This is a genomic window from Streptomyces huiliensis (assembly GCF_020037025.1).
In the GTDB taxonomy this organism is placed as follows: Bacteria; Actinomycetota; Actinomycetes; order Streptomycetales; family Streptomycetaceae; genus Streptomyces; species Streptomyces huiliensis.
The window spans coordinates 1-17,388 of the sequence record NZ_JAIQLH010000125.1; the positions used below are offsets into that span (position 1 = coordinate 1).

The window sequence follows — 17,388 nt, forward strand, 5'->3', positions numbered from 1 at the left end:
CCGGAGACCGTACGGCCCCGGGCCCGCTGCCCGGCGAGCGCCGTCCCGGGCTCCACGGCGAGCAGCACGACGTGCAGCGCGGCGCCGCGGCGGCGCGCCTCTCGGGCCAGCCGGCGGCGGACCCAGCCCCGCTGCCCGCAGTCGTGCACGACGAGGCTCGCGCCGGAGCGCAGGGCGCGCCACAGGTGCGCGTAGTGCACGAGGCGCGCGAGGGGGCGGTAGGCGCCGTACGGGAGCCGGAGGGGGAGCTTGCGCAGCCGGCGCTCCAGGCGGGCCCGGGAGTCCTGCGAGTCGACGCTGCGGACGGGGTCGCCCCGGCCGTCGAGGGCGGGCACGACGCGTCGGATCAAAGTGGACTTGCCCGCGCCGGGCAGCCCGGAGACGACCAGCAGGTCCCCGGCCCGGTAGCGCAGCTCCGCCGCGGGCGGCACCGCCCCGCGCAGGTCGCGCACCCCCGGCCCCGACGCCCCCTCCGGCCTCTCCGTCCACGCGGCTCCCGCCGCGCCCCTCTGGACGCCCGTTCGCACCGCTCCCCCGTCCTCGTCCGCCGCTGCGCGGCCCCGCCGCTCCGTCGTTCGGTGCTCACGGTCTACCCCACCCGCATACGAATGGGGTAAAGGAAAAGTAATCCAATGCGATGGGCTCCGAACGGTCCATCGCACGCCCGTACGTGCAATGATGTGCGCGCCAAGAGCACGACCAGCTGCGTACAACTGCATACCGGCCGCTCGAATCCGCGCGGGAGAGTCCCGGTCCCCGTGCCTGCCGCACCGCGGCAGGCCGCAGGCCGGGCGCCGAAGGAGCAAGTTCCTCCCTTGAATCTCTCAGGCCCCGTACCGCGCAGGGTGAGGCAGATCTGAAAAGCGGACCGCCCGGCGGTCCCACCCAAGGTGCAAGCCGCGCGCCCCTTCCGGGGCTCCCGGTGAACCTCTCAGGTTCCGATGACAGATGGGGAGGCCGTCCTCGACGTCCCCGCGTCCGCGCGACCGCTGCCCCGGAGCCTTGATCATGCCCTCAGAGACCGCCGCCCCCCGCCGTACCGCGCTCGACGCGCTGCACCGCGCCTTCGGCGCGACGATGACCGACTTCGCCGGCTGGGACATGCCCCTCCGCTACGGGAGCGAGCGCGACGAGCACCTGGCCGTCCGCACCCGCGCCGGCCTGTTCGACCTCTCGCACATGGGCGAGATCACCCTTACGGGTCCGCAGGCCGGGCAGGCCCTGGACCACGCCCTGGTGGGCAACCTCTCCGCGCTGAAGCCCGGCCGCGCCCGCTACACGATGATCTGCGACGAGCGCGGCGGCATCCTGGACGACCTGATCGTCTACCGGCTGGCCGAGCAGGAGTACATGGTCGTCGCCAACGCCTCCAACGCCCAGGTGGTGCTGGACGCGCTCACCGAGCGGGCCGCGGGCTTCGAGGCCGAGGTGCGGGACGACCGCGAGAACTACGCCCTGATCGCCGTCCAGGGCCCGGCCTCCCCCGCCATCCTGAAGTCGGTCACCGACGCCGACCTGGACGGCCTGAAGTACTACGCGGGCCTGCCCGGCACGGTGGCCGGCGTCGAGGCGCTGATCGCCCGCACCGGCTACACCGGCGAGGACGGCTTCGAGCTGTTCGTCGCCCCCGCCGACGCGGAGAAGCTGTGGCAGGCGCTGACCGAGGCGGGCGCGGAGGCCGGCCTGGTGCCCTGCGGCCTGTCCTGCCGCGACACGCTGCGTCTGGAGGCGGGCATGCCGCTGTACGGGCACGAGCTGACGACGGCGACCACGCCGTTCGACGCCGGGCTCGGCCGGGTCGTCAAGTTCGACAAGCCCGGCGACTTCGTGGGGCGCGCGGCGCTGGAGGCCGCCGCCGAGCGCGCCGCGGACGCCCCGCCACGGAAGCTGGTGGGCCTGGTGGCCGCGGGCCGCCGGGTGCCGCGGGCCGGCTACCCGGTGGTGGAGACCGCGACCGGCACGGTGATCGGCGAGGTCACCTCCGGCGCCCCCTCCCCCACGCTCGGCAAGCCGATCGCCATCGCCTACGTGGACGCGGCCCACGCCGCGCCCGGCACGGCCGGGGTCGCGGTGGACATCCGCGGCAGCCACGAGGCGTACGAGGTCGTGGCGCTGCCGTTCTACAAGCGGGAGCGCTGAGCCCGCCCGGCGACCCATTCCCGCCGCCCCCGTCTCACCTGTCAAGACCCCTTGCACGAGCATCCACCCGCGTACAGGAGAATCAACCCATGAGCAACCCCCAGCACCTCCGCTACACCAAGGAGCACGAGTGGCTGTCGGCCACGGATGAGAACGGTGTGGCGACGGTGGGTATCACCGAGTTCGCGGCCACCGCGCTCGGCGACGTCGTATACGCGCAGCTCCCGGCCGTCGGCGACACCGTCACCGCGGGCGAGACCTGTGGTGAGCTGGAGTCCACCAAGTCGGTCAGCGACCTCTACGCCCCCGTCACGGGCGAGGTCGTCGAGGCCAACCAGGACGTCGTGGACGACCCGTCGCTGGTGAACTCCGCCCCCTTCGAGGGCGGCTGGCTGTTCAAGGTGAAGATCACGGACGAGCCGGCGGAGCTGCTGACCGCCGACGCGTACACGGACTTCGCCGGCTGACCCCGCGTCCCGCCTCCACCCGGCCCCTCCCGCCCCAGGAAGAACTCATGTCGCTTCTGAACAGCTCCCTCCATGAGCTCGACCCCGACGTCGCCGCCGCTGTCGACGCCGAACTCCACCGTCAGCAGTCCACGCTCGAAATGATCGCCTCGGAGAACTTCGCTCCGGTCGCGGTCATGGAGGCCCAGGGCTCGGTCCTCACCAACAAGTACGCCGAGGGCTACCCGGGCCGCCGCTACTACGGCGGCTGCGAGCACGTCGATGTCGTCGAGCAGATCGCCATCGACCGGATCAAGGCGCTGTTCGGCGCCGAGGCCGCCAACGTGCAGCCGCACTCGGGCGCCCAGGCCAACGCCGCGGCCATGTTCGCGCTGCTCAAGCCGGGTGACACCATCCTGGGTCTGAACCTCGCCCACGGCGGGCACCTGACCCACGGCATGAAGATCAACTTCTCGGGCAAGCTCTACAACGTGGTCGCGTACCACGTCGACGAGCAGACCAACCTGGTCGACATGGAGGAGGTCGAGCGCCTCGCCAAGGAGCACCGCCCCAAGCTGATCGTCGCCGGCTGGTCCGCCTACCCGCGCCAGCTCGACTTCGCGGCGTTCCGCCGGATCGCGGACGAGGTCGGCGCGTACCTGATGGTCGACATGGCCCACTTCGCGGGCCTGGTCGCCGCCGGGCTGCACCCCTCCCCGGTGCCGCACGCGCACGTCGTCACCACCACCACGCACAAGACCCTCGGCGGTCCGCGCGGCGGTGTGATCCTCTCCACGGCCGAGCTCGCCAAGAAGATCAACTCGGCGGTCTTCCCCGGTCAGCAGGGCGGTCCGCTGGAGCACGTGATCGCGGCCAAGGCGGTCTCCTTCAAGGTCGCGGCGAGCGAGGAGTTCAAGGAGCGCCAGCAGCGCACGCTGGAGGGCGCGAAGATCCTGGCCGAGCGCCTGGTCCAGGACGACGTCAAGGAGCACGGCGTCTCCGTCCTGTCCGGCGGCACGGACGTGCACCTGGTCCTCGTCGACCTGCGCAACTCCCAGCTGGACGGCCAGCAGGCCGAGGACCGCCTCCACGAGGTCGGCATCACGGTCAACCGCAACGCCATCCCGAACGACCCGCGCCCCCCTATGGTCACCTCGGGCCTGCGGATCGGCACCCCGGCGCTGGCCACCCGCGGCTTCACCACCGAGGACTTCCGCGAGGTGGCGGACGTCATCGCCGAGGCCCTGAAGCCCGAGTACGACGCCCAGGCGCTGCGCGCCCGCGTCACCGCGCTGGCGGACAAGCACCCGCTGTACCCCGGCCTGAAGTAGGACCGGACCTCCGGTTTTACCGGGATGTACGGGGCATCGCGCACACTGGAGGTGAGCGCGGTGCCCCGCACCACGTCACGCATAGCTGTTGCCCCCCACGTACCACCCCCGACCCAAGGAGCTGCCACCGTGGCCATCTCCGTCTTCGATCTCTTCTCGATCGGCATAGGCCCGTCCAGCTCCCACACGGTCGGCCCGATGCGCGCCGCCCGGATGTTCGTGGGCCGCCTGAAGAAGGACGGCCTGCTCGCCCAGACCACCTCGGTGCGCGCGGAGCTCTTCGGCTCCCTCGGCGCCACCGGGCACGGCCACGGCACGCCCAAGGCCGTCCTCCTCGGACTGGAGGGCCACTCGCCGCGCACCGTCGACGTCGAGATCGCCGACGACGAGGTGGAGCGCATCCGCACCACCAAGCGTCTGCGGCTCCTCGGCACCGAGATCGGCTCGGCCCACGAGATCGACTTCGACGACTCCACGCAGCTGATCCTGCACCGCCGTCGCTCGCTGCCGTACCACGCCAACGGCATGACCCTCTTCGCCTACGACGAGAGCGGCGCGCCCCTGCTGGAGAAGACGTACTACTCGGTCGGCGGTGGCTTCGTGGTGGACGAGGACGCGGTCGGCGCGGACCGGATCGTCCCCGACGACACCGTCCTGAAGTACCCCTTCCGCACCGGCGACGAGCTGCTGCGGATGTCCCGCGAGTCCGGCCTGTCGATCTCCGCGATGATGATGGAGAACGAGAAGGCCTGGCGCACCGAGGACGAGATCCGGGCCGGCCTGCTGGAGATCTGGCGCGTCATGGAGGCGTGCGTCAGCCGCGGCATGTCCCGCGAGGGCATCCTCCCCGGCGGCCTCAAGGTCCGCCGCCGCGCCGCCAGCACCTCGCGCCAGCTGCGCGCCGAGGGCGACGCGCAGGCCCGCGCGATGGAGTGGATCACCGTCTACGCGATGGCGGTCAACGAGGAGAACGCCGCCGGCGGCCGTGTCGTCACCGCCCCCACCAACGGCGCCGCCGGCATCATCCCGGCCGTCCTGCACTACTACATGAACTTCGTCCCCGGCGCGGACGAGGAGGGCGTCGTCCGCTTCCTCCTCGCCGCGGGCGCGATCGGCATGCTCTTCAAGGAGAACGCCTCCATCTCCGGCGCCGAGGTCGGCTGCCAGGGCGAGGTCGGCTCGGCCTGCTCCATGGCCTCCGGCGGCCTCGCCGAGGTCCTCGGCGGCTCCCCCGAGCAGGTCGAGAACGCGGCCGAGATCGGCATGGAGCACAACCTCGGCCTCACCTGCGACCCGGTCGGCGGCCTCGTCCAGATCCCCTGCATCGAGCGCAACGGCATGGCGGCCGCCAAGGCCGTCACCGCCGCCCGCATGGCCCTCCGCGGCGACGGCCGGCACCACGTCTCCCTCGACAAGGTCATCAAGACCATGAAGGAGACCGGCGCCGACATGAAGGTCAAGTACAAGGAGACGGCCCGCGGCGGCCTGGCGGTCAACGTCATCGAGTGCTGACGCTTCTCTGATCTCGCGCACGCCCCGCCCGGCTTCCCGGGCGGGGCGTCGTGGTGTTCAGGCACCCACTCGCCGGTGCTCCCGCCGCCAGTGCACGGCCCGCTCCCGGGCGATCCCGGCCTCGGCGACCGCGTCGCCCGCCCGGACCGCGCGGGCGAGCGCGTCCCGCAGGGCCGCGCAGCGGACGCAGGGACGGCGGGGGCGCTGGGAGACGGCGGGGAGGGTGTACGTGCCTACGGCGGCGGATCCGTGCGGGACGGTGACCACGTACTCGTGCATGATCGCCAGGTCGGGACGGCGGGGGCTCGACGCGTCGCCCGATCCGGTCATCGTGCGTCCCCTTCCGGTTCGAGCCCCAGCGCGCGCCGCTCGTTCGCGGACGCGAGGCTCAGCCGGTACCGCGGACACCACCACGACCCGGTGCCGCCGATCCCCAGCAGCCGCACCTTGCCGCCCTGGGTCTCCCTGACGAGCCCCAGCTTCCCCGTGTCCATGTCCTTGACCAGTCGCCCCAGCGGCACGGGCGGTGGGTGGCCGGACGCGTACGGGCTCTCGCTGCCGTGGAAATCGGCCATCTGTCTCCATTGGTGGTCGTGGCGGTCACTCGTACAGAGAACCAACGGGCCGGTCGCGGCGGTACGGTTGGGCAGGGCGTCATGACTTAAGAGCTTTAAGTGACAGTCCGGCACGAGGGTGTGAGTGCTGTGAGTGAATCGCGAGGCAACACGGGCCTGTTGAAGCTGTATCGCGAGAGCGGCTGGACGCTGCGCCGCTTCGCGCAGGAGGTGAACAGGCTCGGGACCGAGCGAGGGACGCCGCTCAGGTACCGAGAGCCGTCGGTCCATCAGTGGCTCGCCGGTCATCTGCCCAAGGAGGCCGTGCGGCCACTCGTCTTGGAAGCACTGTCCCGGCGGCTGGGGCGACCCGTCGCGTTCGCCGAGGCCGGCTTCCCCGCCCCACCCGAGGAGGAGACGGCGGGCACCACCGAAGGGCTGCTCGCCCTCGGCCGGCAGGACATGGACCCGTCCCGGCGCGGTGTCCTCGGGGTCGGCCTCTTCTCCGTCGCGCTGACCGTTCCGCACTGGCAGGACGTGGTCGGGCGCATGGAGGCGATCAGGAGTGGCGGGCGGCAGCGGTACGGGGAGTCGGACGTCGCCATGGTGGCGGCGATGACCGAGCGGATCTCGGAGCTGGACGACCGGTTCGGCGGGCGGCACGCGCGGCCGATGGCGGCGGCGTTCCTGGTCAACACGGTGGCACCGTACCTCCGCGCGGACGCTCCGGAGTCCGTACGGCGGGCGATGATGTCGGCCGCGGCCGACCTCTGTTACCTGACCGGCTACATGGCCGTCGACGAGGGCCTCCACGGCCTGGCCCAGCGCTACTACGTCAAGGCCCTGGAGCTGGCCGGGGCGGCGGGCGACCACCTCACGTACTGCACCACCCTGCGCGGGATGAGCGTCCAGGCCGTGGACCTCGGGCACGGGCGCGAAGCCCTGCGCCTCGCCGACGCGGCGGCCGCCGCGTCACCGCAGGCGGGTCCCCGGATGCGCGCCTTCCTGGCCGGGCAGCAGGCGCACGCGGCGGCCCGCACCGAGGACCGAGCGGGTGCGCTGGCGTACCTCCGGGAGGCGGAAGTGGCGATGGAGAAGGCCGAGTCCCGGGCCCGGGCGTTCGGTTCGTACGATCCCTCGTCGCTGCTGTACCACGTGAGCCAGGTCCGCTACGAACTGCGGGATGTCGCCGGGTCGGTGGCCGCGCTGAAGGAGTCGGACCGGGCCCGGCAGGGGGTGTTCCGGCGGGCCCGCGTCCGGCACCGCTGCACGCTCGCCGAACGGCAGTTGGAGCTCGGGCACCTGGAGGAAGCCTGCCGCACCTGGCACTTGGCGCTGGACGACTACCCCGATGTCCACTCCGGCCGTGCCGACGACCGCGTCCGCGCCATGACCGCCCGCCTCCGCCCGCACCTCCGGAACCGGGCCGCTCGGCAACTCCGTGAGCGGGCGCGCCGGCTCGCTCCCGCGATCGTCACGGCGTGAATCGGAAGGAAGCAACTTGTTCGAGAACAAAGGCGCCCGGCTGTTCCGCGAGGCGTGGATCGCCGGTGTGCGCGCGCACTTTCCCGGGGAGCCGAAACCCGGCTACGTCGCGCCATGGGAGGACACGCCGGACTGGGAGCGGGCCGCGGCCGGGGCCGTGTGCTGGCAGGTGCGGCAGTTCCTCGCGGTCAGCGAGGGGCACGCGGCGCGGCTGACGCGAGAGCAGAAGGGGCAGTTCGTCGCCGCTTGCTGGGCGGCGCAGATGTACCGGCACTTCACGGACCCGAAGCCGGGTTACGTCGCCGACTGGACGGAACTGCCCGCGTGGCAGCGGGAGGCGGACGCCGACATCTTCGAGGCGATCGAGAAGGCCGTCGGCTGACGCCGAAACCTTCTGGTGGAGGCGTTGCGCCTGGCATAGCCTCCGAGGGACGAAGGGGGAGGGCGGCGGCGTGTCGGGTGGGCGGAGGAAGACGGGAGCGGGGCGGCTGACGGGCCACACGCTCGTGCTCGGGGTGTTCGCCGCCGTCGGGGGCCTGGCGGGCGCGATCCGCGCCGTCGGGTCCGGTGCGGGCGTCCTCGACGTTCTGGTGGCCCTCGGCATCGGGGTGGCGGGCCTCGCGCTCGCCATCGCCTACATAGTGGACTTCGGGAGGCGGTGACGCCTCACGTCTCCTCCCCCGACCCCTCCGTCGCCGACCACCGCCGCACCGCCCGCCGGAGCGACCGGGGGTCGGAGTAGCCGAGGCGGCCGGCGAGGGACGCGTTGGTGGGGCGGCCGGTGAGGCGGGCCAGGGCGGCCTGGCGGCGACGGGCGTCGTCCAGTTCGGCGCGCCAGGTGGTGCCGGATTCGGCGAGGCGGCGCTGGAGAGTGCGGCGGCTCATGGCCAGTTGGCGGGCGACGTGGTCGAGGGCGGGGGCGCCCTCCACCAGGCAGGCGTCGAGGGCCTGGCGGAACTGGTCGCGCCAGTCGGCGGGGGGCGGCGGGGGGAGGGTGGCCGCGTAGCGGCCGAGGATGGCGCCCAGGCGCGGGTCGGCGCCGAGGACCGGACGCGCCAGGTCGGCGGTGCGGAAGGTGACCGTGGCGCGGTCCTGGCCGAAGTCGACGCCGCGCTCGGCGCCGAGCGCCTCGGTCAGCGTGGCGTGCCGGCGCGGCGCCGACTGGGAGAAGCCGACGTGCAGCGGGTGCACCGGCGCTCCCGTGATGCCGCGCGACCGCGCGCAGAGCACCGCGAGGGCGAACTGCTCGGCCAGTTCCACCTGCCGGGGCTCCCCCTCCACGTAATGGAAGGAGAACGTCGTCTCCCGGTCGTCCTGGGTGTGCAGGGAGAAGCGGCCGTTGGTGGTGATGAAGTGCAGGTAGCGGGTGCTGCTCTCCATCGCGGCGCCGAGCGTCGGCGCGTTGGTGAAGAGGTAGTCGAAGAGGCCGAGGGCGCCCAGGCTGTACCAGCCGGCGATGGACACCGGGGAGTCCGGGACGTCCAGGGCCCGTTCCACCAGTTCCCAGACGTGCATGGTGCACCGGGCCGGGATGGTCACCTCGTCCTCGGCCAGCGCCCAGCCGGGCACCCCGGCCTCGCGGGCGATCCGGTCGGGGTCGGCGCCGTTCGCCGCCGCCGCGGTGAGGAGGAACTTCGACAGGACGATGGAGTCCAGCTCACCGGGCGTCCCGGCCGTCAGCGCTTCTGCCATGCGTTCATTTTCCGACACGTTGGCGCGTCGCGTGCCGGGGGTGGCACGTTCGGTCCTGTGCACGGGGGCGCCGGCCTGGGCACTCTGGAGCGGCCGCGGGGCTTCGGCGGCCGGAAACGGATGCTGTCCGTCCGCCGGTGGCCGGGCAGGACCGCGCGGATCGGAGCGCGAGCGGGTACGGGGGTCCGGCTCGCGTTCCCACCGTCATTCGACCGACGACCACGAGGAGGGGAGTCGTCGGACGACTGACGCCGCGGGCTGCTGCCACAGGTTGACGCCGCGGGCTCACGTCACAGCGCCCCGGACGAACGGCCGATCGCGCGCGGCGAGCGCCGCGTACGGCCCGGCGGCCCGCAGGACGACGTCGAGGGCCGCGTCCGGATCGGTGGTGTAGAGGCCGCTCGCCCACGCGGCGTTGGCCTCGATCACCGCCCAGCCGCCGGCGACCGTTCCCACGTCGACGACCACGGCGGAGGGCAGCGTGTCCGCGTGGGCGGCCAGCAGGTCGGCGCCGAAGCGGGCGGCGTCGGGCGCCAGGGGGCCGAGGGCGAGCCGGCCGCGTTCGCCGTACCGGCTCCCGCCGCGCACCGCGCCGTCCAGGACGAACAGCCGGTACTCGGCCGTCACCTCCACCACGTCGCTCACCAGGACGGTCGTCGTCGCATCGACGGCGTCCGGGCCGGGGAGGCGGGAGCCGTCCGCGTAGACCATGGCGCGTATCCCCTTGTCGTTCGGGGACTTCACGAAGGCGGGCCGGCGGAGGGCGTACGCCTCCGCGATCGGCACCGCCCGCACCTCGCGCCGGGTGAACGCGCGCGGCAGGCGGGCGAGCCAGTCCGCCGGGGCCTCCAGCGGGGCGATCCCCAGCGCGGGCGCCACCGCGTCGGCGAACCCCGGCCCGGCGTGCAGGTGCTCCGCGCGGAGACCGGCCGGAACGGTGAAGTCCGGCAGCCGTACGGCGTCGAGCCCGCGCCGGACGGCGGTGGCGCGGACGGACTCGGCGGAGGCGGTCAGGCGAGGCGGGAGGACGAGGGTCGTCATGGGTGGCGATCCTCGCGCACGAGCGGACGGGAGCGCTTGTGGATTTCTCCGTCAGGCCGCCGGCTTGGCGTCGTACTCCGCCCGCGCCGCCGCGATCGCCGGCCGGTGCCGCTCCGCCCAGCCGACCAGTTCGCCGAGCGTGGCGTGGAGTTCGTGCGCCATGGGCGTGAGGGCGTACTCGACCTTGGGCGGGACGGTCGGGTGGACGGTACGGGTGAGGAGGCCGTCGCGTTCGAGCTTGCGGAGATTCAGGGTGAGCATGCGGCGGCTGATGCCCTTGACGGTGCGCTCCAGTTCCGTGAACCGGATCGGTCCCTGGGCCGCCGCGACCAGGATGCCGATGCTCCACTTCCCCGCGACGTGGTCGAGCACCTCGGTGATCGGGCACGCCTCGTCGACCAGCGCATCGGCTCCACCGGGCACATCCGTGTGACTGCGTGACATTAAAGTGCCTCCTTCCGCAGGGCGCCATGGTTACAGAGCATGGCTGCTGTAACAAAACGTGCCCCTTTGGAGGTCATAGCCATGCGTCAGCCAGGAACCCCGTCCCGATGGGCCGCGCTCGCGGTGCTCTGCGCCGGGCAGTTGATGGTCATCCTGGACGGGACGATCGTCAGCGTCGCCCTGCCGTCGATCCAGGCGGACCTCGGCTACTCCCCCTCCGGGCTGGCCTGGGTGGTCAACGCCTACCTCGTCCCGTTCGGCGGTCTGCTGCTGCTCGCCGGGCGGGTGGGCGACCTCGTCGGGCGGAAGCGGGTGTTCGTCGGCGGGCAGGTGCTGTTCACCGCGGCCTCGCTGCTGTGCGGCGCGGCCACGACGCCCGGTCTGCTGCTGGCGGCGCGCTTCCTCCAGGGGGCGGGCGGCGCGGTGATGTCGGCGGTGACGCTGGGCATGGTCGTCGCCCTGTTCCCCGAACCGAAGGAGCGGGCGAAGGCGATCGGCGTGTACAGCTTCGTGCAGTCCGCCGGCGGTTCGATCGGACTGCTCGCGGGCGGCGCGCTGACGCAGGCCCTGGACTGGCACTGGATCTTCTTCGTCAACCTGCCGATCGGCGTCGTCGCCTCCGTCCTCGCGGTACGGATGCTGCGGGACGAGCGGGGGCCGGGGCTCGGCCGGAGCACGGACGTCCTGGGGGCGCTGCTGGTCACCACCGCGCTGATGCTGGGGGTGTACGCGATCGTCGGCACCGCGGACCACGGCTGGGGGTCGGCGCACACCCTCTGGTCCGGCGGCGGCGCGCTCGCCCTGCTCGCCGCGTTCACCCTCCGGCAGGCGCGGGCGGCCGACCCGCTGCTGCCGCTGCGCGTCCTGCGGTCCCGGCAGGCGGCGGGGGCGCTGACCGCCCAGGCGCTCATGGTGGCGGGGACGTTCGGCTTCCAGTTCCTGACCGTGCTGTACCTGCAGAAGGTGCTCCGCTTCGACCAGGTCGACACCGGCCTCGGCGTCTTCCCGGTCTCGGTGGTGATCGGCGCGCTGTCCCTCGGGGCCGCGCCCCGGCTGATCGCCCGCTTCGGCCCGGTCCGGGTGCTGGTGCCCGGCCTGGTGCTGATCGCGGGCGGCCTGGCGCTGCTCGGCGAGGTCCCGGCGCACGGCGCGTACGCGGCCGACGTGCTGCCCGCCCTGTTCCCGCTCGGCACCGGCTTCGCGCTGGCCATGCCCGCGCTGGCGACGCTGGCCATGTCCGCCGCCGCGCCCCGCGACTCGGGGATCGCGTCCGGGCTGTTCAACACCGCGCAGCAGGTCGGGGCCGCGTTCGGACTGGCGGTGATCAGCACGCTCGCGTCGTCCCGGACGGCCGGCCTCCTGGACGACGGGAGCGGTGCGGCCGAGGCGCTCGCGGACGGGTACCGGCTCGGCTTCCGCGTCGGGGCGCTGTTCGTCCTGGGGGCGCTCGTGGCCGCGGTGACCGTGCTGCGGCGGCGGACCGCCCCGCGCACGCAGGGCGCGCCGAAGGCTCAGGACGCGCCGGTCTCCGAGCCCAGCCACGCCAGGTAGGCGTCGCTGCCCGCGGTGACCGGGGTGGCGATCACCTCGGGGACGTCGTACGGGTGCCCGGCGCGGATGTGGGCCTCCAGCTCCGCGTACCGGGCGCTCGTCGTCTTGTAGAGGACGCGCCACTCGGTGTCGGTCTCGATCGCGCCCTGCCAGCGGTAGACGCTGGTCACCGGGCCGTCGATCTGGGCGCAGGCCGCGAGCCGGCCCTCGACGGCGCTGGTGGCGAGGCGGCGGGCGGTCGCCTCGTCGGGGGCCGTGGTCAGCACCGCGAGGCAGGGGGGTGTGGCGTCCGCGGCAGAGGTCGGGGCGTCCGTGGCAGGGCTCGTCGCGTCCGTGGTGAGGGTCGTCGCGTCCATGGCGCCGACCGTACCGCGGGCGCGGAGCGGGCGGTACGGCGGCCGGGACCGCGGCCGGGACCCGTTGTCAGTGGTGCCGCGTACGCTCGCGAGCATGAGTTACGCAGACCTGCGCGAACTCCACAGCGCGCTCAACACCGCTTCGGACATCGCCTACGCCCTGGAGTCCCCGCCCACCGCCGAGGAGGCCGGGCAGATCGTCGACGCCCTGCGCCGGGCGCTGGACGCCGCCCGCGCCCTGGGGGCCGCGCACGGTGCGACGGGGTGCTCGCTGCACCCCAAGGGCGCCGTGGACCCGCTGTACGGGGACAAGGAGGACCCGCTGCCCCCGGGCTGGGGCCGCTGCCTGCTGTGCAACGACGCGCGGCGCCGGGCCGGGGCCCAGCGGCGGGGCGGGCGCTGACCGCCCGCCCCGGGCCGCCGGCCGCGCGGCGCCGGTCAGCCCTTGTTCTGGGCCGCCCAGAACTCGTCGAAGGACATCAGCCCGTCGCCGTTGGCGTCCTTGGAGTTGATGACCGCCTGGGCCACGGTCTCGGTGACGAACGGGTCGCCGAGCCGGGCCATGGCGCTCTTGTACTCGGCCGCGGTGATGAAACCGTCGCCGTTCACGTCGAACTGCGCGAACACCTTGCGCGCTTCCTCGATGTCAGCCATGTGGGCCTCCCCTGATCTGCCGCGCGCGGTGCGTCGCGGGCTTGTTGACCGGCACAGATTAGCCGCCTGGGGTGAGGTGTCCGGTCACGAGTTCCAGGTAGCGGTCCCAGTCCCAGTACGGGCCGGGATCGGTGTGCGTGGAGCCCGGCACCTCGACGTGCCCGATGATGTGCTCGCGGTCGGCGGGGATGCCGTAGCGCGCGCAGACGGCGGCGGCGAGCCGGGCGGAGGAGCGGTAGAGCGCGTCCGTGAAGTACTCGGGCCGGTCCACCCAGCCCTCGTGCTCGATGCCGATGCTGCGGGTGTTGTAGTCCCAGTTGCCGGCGTGCCAGGCGATGTCCCGCTCGCGGACGAACTGGGCGACATAGCCGTCGGCCGAGGCGACGGCGTAGTGCGCCGAGACCTTGGACTTCGGGTCCTTGAAGATCTTCACGGTGTCCGGGAAGGTCTCCTCGGTCACGTGGATGACGAGGTACTCGACCGGGTACGCGCCGGGGCGGCCGGAGACCGTGTAGTTGGCGCTGCTGGCCGGGATCCAGTGGGTGGGCGGGTACGACTCCGGTGGCCGCGAGGCCGCCGAGGCGGGCGGACGGCCGATGCTGAAGGCGCCGGCCGCCCCGAGGGCCACCGCCCCGAGGAGCGTGGCGGCGCCGCCGAGGGCGCGGCGGCGGGGCACGTCGTCCAAGCCGGGTCCGGGCGGAGGCGTGGCGTCCGGCGGCACGTCGTTCAACGGCTCAGCGTCCATGGGGCCTCCAGGAGGCGCGAGGGGAACGTCGGACGGGGACATGACACCCGTGGGCTCATGACACCCGCAGACGGCGGGGGCGCGCAAGCACCGGCGCGCCGGAGGTTCGCCCGCCCCCACGCACTCCCCCCGGACTCTTACCGGCCCCTTACCGGAATGGTCTGCACCTATTCACCGCGCAGCCGCATATACATAAGTTACTCGGCGGATTGATTCATGGAAAAGAAGGCGAGTGGCGCAACTCACCTTTGATTACGCAGAGTCATTTCCGGCATTTCCCCACCAGCAATCCCATACCATCCCTATTGAGGTTTGGCCGGGCACCACCCCGTCTGCCATAGTCGGAGCCACACGACCCCCATTGACCCGGGCTCGGTCGTCACCACGCCGCGGAACACACCCCACTTCTCCGCGGCGCCTGATAGAGGCCCCACCCGTCGCAGGACGACGGACCGGGGCCTCTCGGCGTACCGGGGGAACCGGAAGCAGACCTTCAGTGCCGGCGGGCGGCCGCCGGGGCCGGGGAGCCGCTCAGCGGTCGGCGACCCGCATCTCGAACCACGTCGTCTTGCCCCGCGCCAGCAGGTCCACGCCCCACCGGTCGGCGAGCCGGTCGACGAGGAACAGCCCCCGCCCGCTGATGTCCAGCTCCCCCACCGGCACCAGGCAGGGCAGCCCGCGCGAGGGGTCGCGCACCTCGGCGCGGATCCAGCCCCTGCGCCGCGCCAGCCGCAGCCCGAAGTGCCGGGCGCCGGTGTGCCGGACGGCGTTCCCGACGAGCTCCGAGACCAGCAGCACCGCGTGCTCGGCGAGCCGCTCGGAGTGCCCCCAGTACCGGACGACCACCGCCTGGGTGAGCCGCCGCACGGCGACCGTGGACTCCGGACAGGAGGGCATCCGGATCTCACGGACCGTGGGGTCGCCGTACCGCTCGAGCGCCTTGAGCGCCAGTTCGTCGTCAACCGCCGGAGCCCAGCACGCCTCGGCCGTACCGACTCCGCGCCGCGGCTGCTCCGTTCCCTCCAGACCCGCCATGCCCCCCATGATGGCCGCCGAAAAGCCGTCCGGGAGTGGAACCTTCGGATTCGGTTTTCCGGAAGAGGTCACTCCGAGACCCCGCGACGACATATGCCAGAGGCTTCATCCGCGCCCGCGCACCATGACTGACCTGCGAGGACCACAGATGCACGAAAGATCGTCGCGGGTGTCCGGCCGGGTCAACACCAAGGGTCCGCTCACCCCGCGAAATTCCCCCACAAGAGGCAACCCCCGGAACCTGATCCTCCGTGTACTCGGGGCAGGGCCAGGGGGTCACTTCCCGTCAATACACCCGGGTTCAGACGAACTTGGCCTTGCCCGGACCGTCCTCGACAAAGCTGCGCATACCGATCTCCCGGTCCTCGGTCGCGAACAGCCCGGCGAACCAGTTGCGTTCGATGGCGAGCCCGGTGTCGATGTCCGTCTCCAGGCCGGAGTCCACCGCCTCCTTCGCGGCGCGCAGGGCGATGGCCGGACCGGCGGCGAGCCGGGCCGCCCAGGCGTGCGCCTGCTCGTACACCTCGGCGGCCGGGACGACCCGGTCCACCAGGCCGATGGCCAGCGCCTCGTCGGCCTTCACCTGGCGGCCGGTGAAGATGAGGTCCTTGGCCTTGGACGGGCCGATCAGCCGGGGCAGCCGCTGGGTGCCGCCCGCGCCCGGGATCAGGCCGAGCAGGATCTCGGGCTGCCCGAGCTTGGCGTTGTCGGCGGCGATCCGGAAGTCGGCGCAGAGCGCCAGCTCGCAGCCGCCGCCCAGCGCGTAGCCGGTGACCGCGGCGACCACGGGCTTGGGGATCCGGGCGACGGCCGTGAAGGCGTCCTGCAGCGAGCGGGACCGGGCGATCATCGCCGGGTGGTCCATGTCCCGCATCTCCTTGATGTCCGCGCCGGCCGCGAACACCTTCTCCCCGCCCCAGAGCACCACGGCCCGCACGTCCGCGCGGTGCGTGATCTCCTCGGCCAGCTCGCGCAGCCGGTCCTGGGTGGCGATGTCCAGCGCGTTCATCGGCGGACGGTCCAGCCGGACGGTGCCGACGCCTTCCGCGACCTCAAGATGCACAGTCATGGCAGCAGGTTAGACGCCGGGAAACGGCGACGGCCCGGTGCACTTGGTCACAGTGCGCCGGGCCGTACCGAACGGGACGGGATCAGCTGCTCTTGGTCCACTCCGACCAGGGCATGTTCCAGCCGTTGAGGCCGTTCTCCGGGGCGATCGTCTTGTCGTCGGAGTTCTTCACCACGACGACGTCGCCGATCATGGAGTTCTTGAAGAACCAGGCACCCGGCATCGAGGGGTCGCCACCGCCCCGCTGGTCCTCCAGGCCGACGCAGCCGTGGCTGGCGTTGGCCGAGCCGAAGGTGTCGGAGCCGGACCAGTAGTTGCCGTGGATGAAGGTGCCGGAGGTGGACAGGCGCATCGCGTGCGGCACGTCCTTGATGTCGTACTCGCCGCCGAAGCCGACCGTGTCACCGTTCATCCGGGTCACTTCGTACTTCTCGCTGATGACCATCTGGCCGTTGTAGGTCGGGTTTGCGGGGGCGCCGGCCGAGATCGGAACGGTTTTGATCACCTTGCCGTCGCGCTCGACCTTCATGGTGTGGGCGCGGGCGTCCACCGTGCTCACCTGGCGGCGGCCGACGGTGAACTTCACGGTCTTGGTCTGCGTGCCGTAGACGCCGGGCCGGCCCTCGACACCGTTGAGGTTCAGCTGGAGCGTCACCTTGGTGCCGGCCGCCCAGTACTTCTCGGGCCGGAAGTCGACGCGGTCGTTGCCGAACCAGTGCGGCTTGATCTCGACGCCGGGCTCGGCGGTCACCTTGACCGCCTTCTCCACCGCCTTGGGGTCGGTGATGCCCCGGCTGAAGGTGAGCGAGACCGGCATGCCCACGCCGACGGTGCTGCCGTCCTCGGGCGTGAAGTACCCGGCGAAGGTGTTCTTCGGGGTGAGGGTGGTGAACGACGCGTGCTTGGCCGACTCGCGGCCTTCCTTGTCCTTCGCGACCGCGTCCACCGCGTACTTGGTGGAGGCGGCCAGGTGGGCGACGGGCTCCCAGAGGGACCCGCCGCGGGATATCTTCCCCTCTATTCGGCCGCCCTTGTCGTCGGTCACCTTCACCGACGTCAGACTGCCGTTCTCCGCCGTGACCTTGAGCGCCCCGCTCGTCCTGACCTCGGTCGCGCGGTCCTTGACCGCGATCGACACGACGGCCTGGGACGGGCCCTCGGCGACCTTCTTGCCCGCCTTCTTGCCCGGGTCCGCGCCGTCCCCGTCGCCTCCGCACGCGGTCGCCACGGTCATCACCGCGGCCAGCACCACGGCGGACAGCGCTCCCCGGCGACCCCTGCTCCCGGCTCTCCCGAATCTCGCGGACAGCGGCAACACGTTCACTACGGTTCTC

Annotated in this window: 21 protein-coding genes and 1 riboswitch; of the genes, 9 read left to right on the plus strand and 12 right to left on the minus strand. The window is 72.5% G+C overall.

The genetic code is table 11. The features are described from left to right. Nucleotides 1-452: AAA family ATPase (locus JNW98_RS21565; RefSeq protein WP_223769908.1), on the minus strand; the 452-nt coding region annotated here is incomplete at its 3' end. A gap of 277 nt (nucleotides 453-729) precedes the next feature. Then, nucleotides 730-849: riboswitch (glycine riboswitch) on the plus strand. Between the two features lie 159 nt (nucleotides 850-1,008). Between JNW98_RS21565 and gcvT the strand changes: the two genes are divergently transcribed. From gcvT to JNW98_RS21585, 4 genes are all read left to right on the plus strand, one after another. After that, the gene (gcvT, locus tag JNW98_RS21570; protein ID WP_223769909.1) at nucleotides 1,009-2,139 is read left to right on the plus strand and encodes a glycine cleavage system aminomethyltransferase GcvT; all 1,131 of its coding nucleotides are present in this window, start codon (nucleotides 1,009-1,011) and stop codon (nucleotides 2,137-2,139) included. Between the two features lie 89 nt (nucleotides 2,140-2,228). Further along, the gene (gcvH, locus tag JNW98_RS21575; RefSeq protein ID WP_223769910.1) at nucleotides 2,229-2,606 is read left to right on the plus strand and encodes a glycine cleavage system protein GcvH; all 378 of its coding nucleotides are present in this window, start codon (nucleotides 2,229-2,231) and stop codon (nucleotides 2,604-2,606) included. Between the two features lie 47 nt (nucleotides 2,607-2,653). Continuing rightward, a complete protein-coding gene (gene glyA / locus JNW98_RS21580; protein ID WP_223769911.1) occupies nucleotides 2,654-3,916 on the plus strand; it encodes a serine hydroxymethyltransferase in 1,263 nt (420 codons plus the stop codon). A gap of 129 nt (nucleotides 3,917-4,045) precedes the next feature. After that, nucleotides 4,046-5,428, plus strand: coding sequence for an L-serine ammonia-lyase (locus JNW98_RS21585; protein WP_223769912.1), 1,383 nt, complete (start codon nucleotides 4,046-4,048; stop codon nucleotides 5,426-5,428). A gap of 57 nt (nucleotides 5,429-5,485) precedes the next feature. On the opposite strand, the gene JNW98_RS21590 is transcribed toward JNW98_RS21585, so the two are convergent. Continuing rightward, the gene (locus JNW98_RS21590) at nucleotides 5,486-5,758 is read right to left on the minus strand and encodes a hypothetical protein (protein WP_223769913.1); all 273 of its coding nucleotides are present in this window, start codon (nucleotides 5,756-5,758) and stop codon (nucleotides 5,486-5,488) included. Next, nucleotides 5,755-6,003 (minus strand): hypothetical protein, encoded by a 249-nt coding sequence (locus JNW98_RS21595; RefSeq protein WP_223769914.1) that lies wholly within the window; start codon nucleotides 6,001-6,003, stop codon nucleotides 5,755-5,757. The genes JNW98_RS21590 and JNW98_RS21595 overlap by 4 nt, the downstream gene beginning before the upstream one ends. Before the next feature lie 129 nt (nucleotides 6,004-6,132). On the opposite strand from JNW98_RS21595, the gene JNW98_RS21600 reads away from it, so the two are divergent. The 3 genes from JNW98_RS21600 to JNW98_RS21610 all read left to right on the plus strand — a co-directional run bounded on the left by JNW98_RS21600 (nucleotide 6,133) and on the right by JNW98_RS21610 (nucleotide 8,129). Further along, nucleotides 6,133-7,467 (plus strand): NsdA family TPR-like regulatory protein, encoded by a 1,335-nt coding sequence (locus JNW98_RS21600; RefSeq protein WP_223769915.1) that lies wholly within the window; start codon nucleotides 6,133-6,135, stop codon nucleotides 7,465-7,467. A 16-nt stretch (nucleotides 7,468-7,483) separates the two neighbouring features. Continuing rightward, nucleotides 7,484-7,849: a hypothetical protein gene (locus tag JNW98_RS21605; protein ID WP_223769916.1), complete on the plus strand. Its 366-nt coding sequence runs from the start codon at nucleotides 7,484-7,486 to the stop codon at nucleotides 7,847-7,849. A gap of 70 nt (nucleotides 7,850-7,919) precedes the next feature. Continuing rightward, on the plus strand, nucleotides 7,920-8,129 hold the full coding sequence (locus JNW98_RS21610) for a hypothetical protein (protein ID WP_223769917.1): 210 nt from the start codon (nucleotides 7,920-7,922) through the stop codon (nucleotides 8,127-8,129). A 4-nt stretch (nucleotides 8,130-8,133) separates the two neighbouring features. Here the strand turns inward: JNW98_RS21610 and JNW98_RS21615 are convergent, their stop codons facing one another. The 3 genes from JNW98_RS21615 to JNW98_RS21625 form a co-directional block, all read right to left on the minus strand. After that, entirely contained in the window at nucleotides 8,134-9,159 is a 1,026-nt protein-coding gene (locus JNW98_RS21615; RefSeq protein ID WP_223769918.1) for an AraC family transcriptional regulator ligand-binding domain-containing protein, read from the minus strand. Nucleotides 9,160-9,444: 285 nt separating this feature from the next. Next, the gene (locus JNW98_RS21620) at nucleotides 9,445-10,200 is read right to left on the minus strand and encodes an ATP-grasp domain-containing protein (protein WP_223769919.1); all 756 of its coding nucleotides are present in this window, start codon (nucleotides 10,198-10,200) and stop codon (nucleotides 9,445-9,447) included. A gap of 51 nt (nucleotides 10,201-10,251) precedes the next feature. After that, the gene (locus tag JNW98_RS21625) at nucleotides 10,252-10,644 is read right to left on the minus strand and encodes a winged helix-turn-helix transcriptional regulator (protein ID WP_223769920.1); all 393 of its coding nucleotides are present in this window, start codon (nucleotides 10,642-10,644) and stop codon (nucleotides 10,252-10,254) included. Between the two features lie 81 nt (nucleotides 10,645-10,725). Here JNW98_RS21625 and JNW98_RS21630 point away from each other — a divergent pair, with 81 nt between their 5' ends. Then, entirely contained in the window at nucleotides 10,726-12,195 is a 1,470-nt protein-coding gene (locus JNW98_RS21630; protein ID WP_223769921.1) for an MFS transporter, read from the plus strand. Here the strand turns inward: JNW98_RS21630 and cutA are convergent. Next, complete coding sequence (gene cutA / locus JNW98_RS21635) at nucleotides 12,156-12,551, minus strand: divalent-cation tolerance protein CutA (RefSeq protein WP_223769922.1); 396 nt, start codon at nucleotides 12,549-12,551, stop codon at nucleotides 12,156-12,158. The genes JNW98_RS21630 and cutA overlap by 40 nt on opposite strands. Before the next feature lie 94 nt (nucleotides 12,552-12,645). Between cutA and JNW98_RS21640 the strand changes: the two genes are divergently transcribed. Continuing rightward, complete coding sequence (locus JNW98_RS21640) at nucleotides 12,646-12,954, plus strand: hypothetical protein (RefSeq protein WP_223769923.1); 309 nt, start codon at nucleotides 12,646-12,648, stop codon at nucleotides 12,952-12,954. A gap of 35 nt (nucleotides 12,955-12,989) precedes the next feature. On the opposite strand, the gene JNW98_RS21645 is transcribed toward JNW98_RS21640, so the two are convergent. The 5 genes from JNW98_RS21645 to JNW98_RS21665 form a co-directional block, all read right to left on the minus strand. Next, nucleotides 12,990-13,205: an EF-hand domain-containing protein gene (locus JNW98_RS21645; RefSeq protein ID WP_223769924.1), complete on the minus strand. Its 216-nt coding sequence runs from the start codon at nucleotides 13,203-13,205 to the stop codon at nucleotides 12,990-12,992. Between the two features lie 58 nt (nucleotides 13,206-13,263). Continuing rightward, nucleotides 13,264-13,950, minus strand: a complete 687-nt coding sequence (locus JNW98_RS21650; protein ID WP_223769925.1) for an N-acetylmuramoyl-L-alanine amidase — start codon at nucleotides 13,948-13,950, stop codon at nucleotides 13,264-13,266. A 531-nt stretch (nucleotides 13,951-14,481) separates the two neighbouring features. After that, complete coding sequence (locus JNW98_RS21655; protein ID WP_223769926.1) at nucleotides 14,482-14,985, minus strand: ATP-binding protein; 504 nt, start codon at nucleotides 14,983-14,985, stop codon at nucleotides 14,482-14,484. A gap of 301 nt (nucleotides 14,986-15,286) precedes the next feature. Next, complete coding sequence (locus JNW98_RS21660; protein WP_223769927.1) at nucleotides 15,287-16,054, minus strand: enoyl-CoA hydratase/isomerase family protein; 768 nt, start codon at nucleotides 16,052-16,054, stop codon at nucleotides 15,287-15,289. An 82-nt stretch (nucleotides 16,055-16,136) separates the two neighbouring features. Beyond that, nucleotides 16,137-17,378, minus strand: coding sequence for a L,D-transpeptidase (locus JNW98_RS21665; protein ID WP_223769928.1), 1,242 nt, complete (start codon nucleotides 17,376-17,378; stop codon nucleotides 16,137-16,139). Nucleotides 17,379-17,388 lie beyond the last annotated feature (10 nt).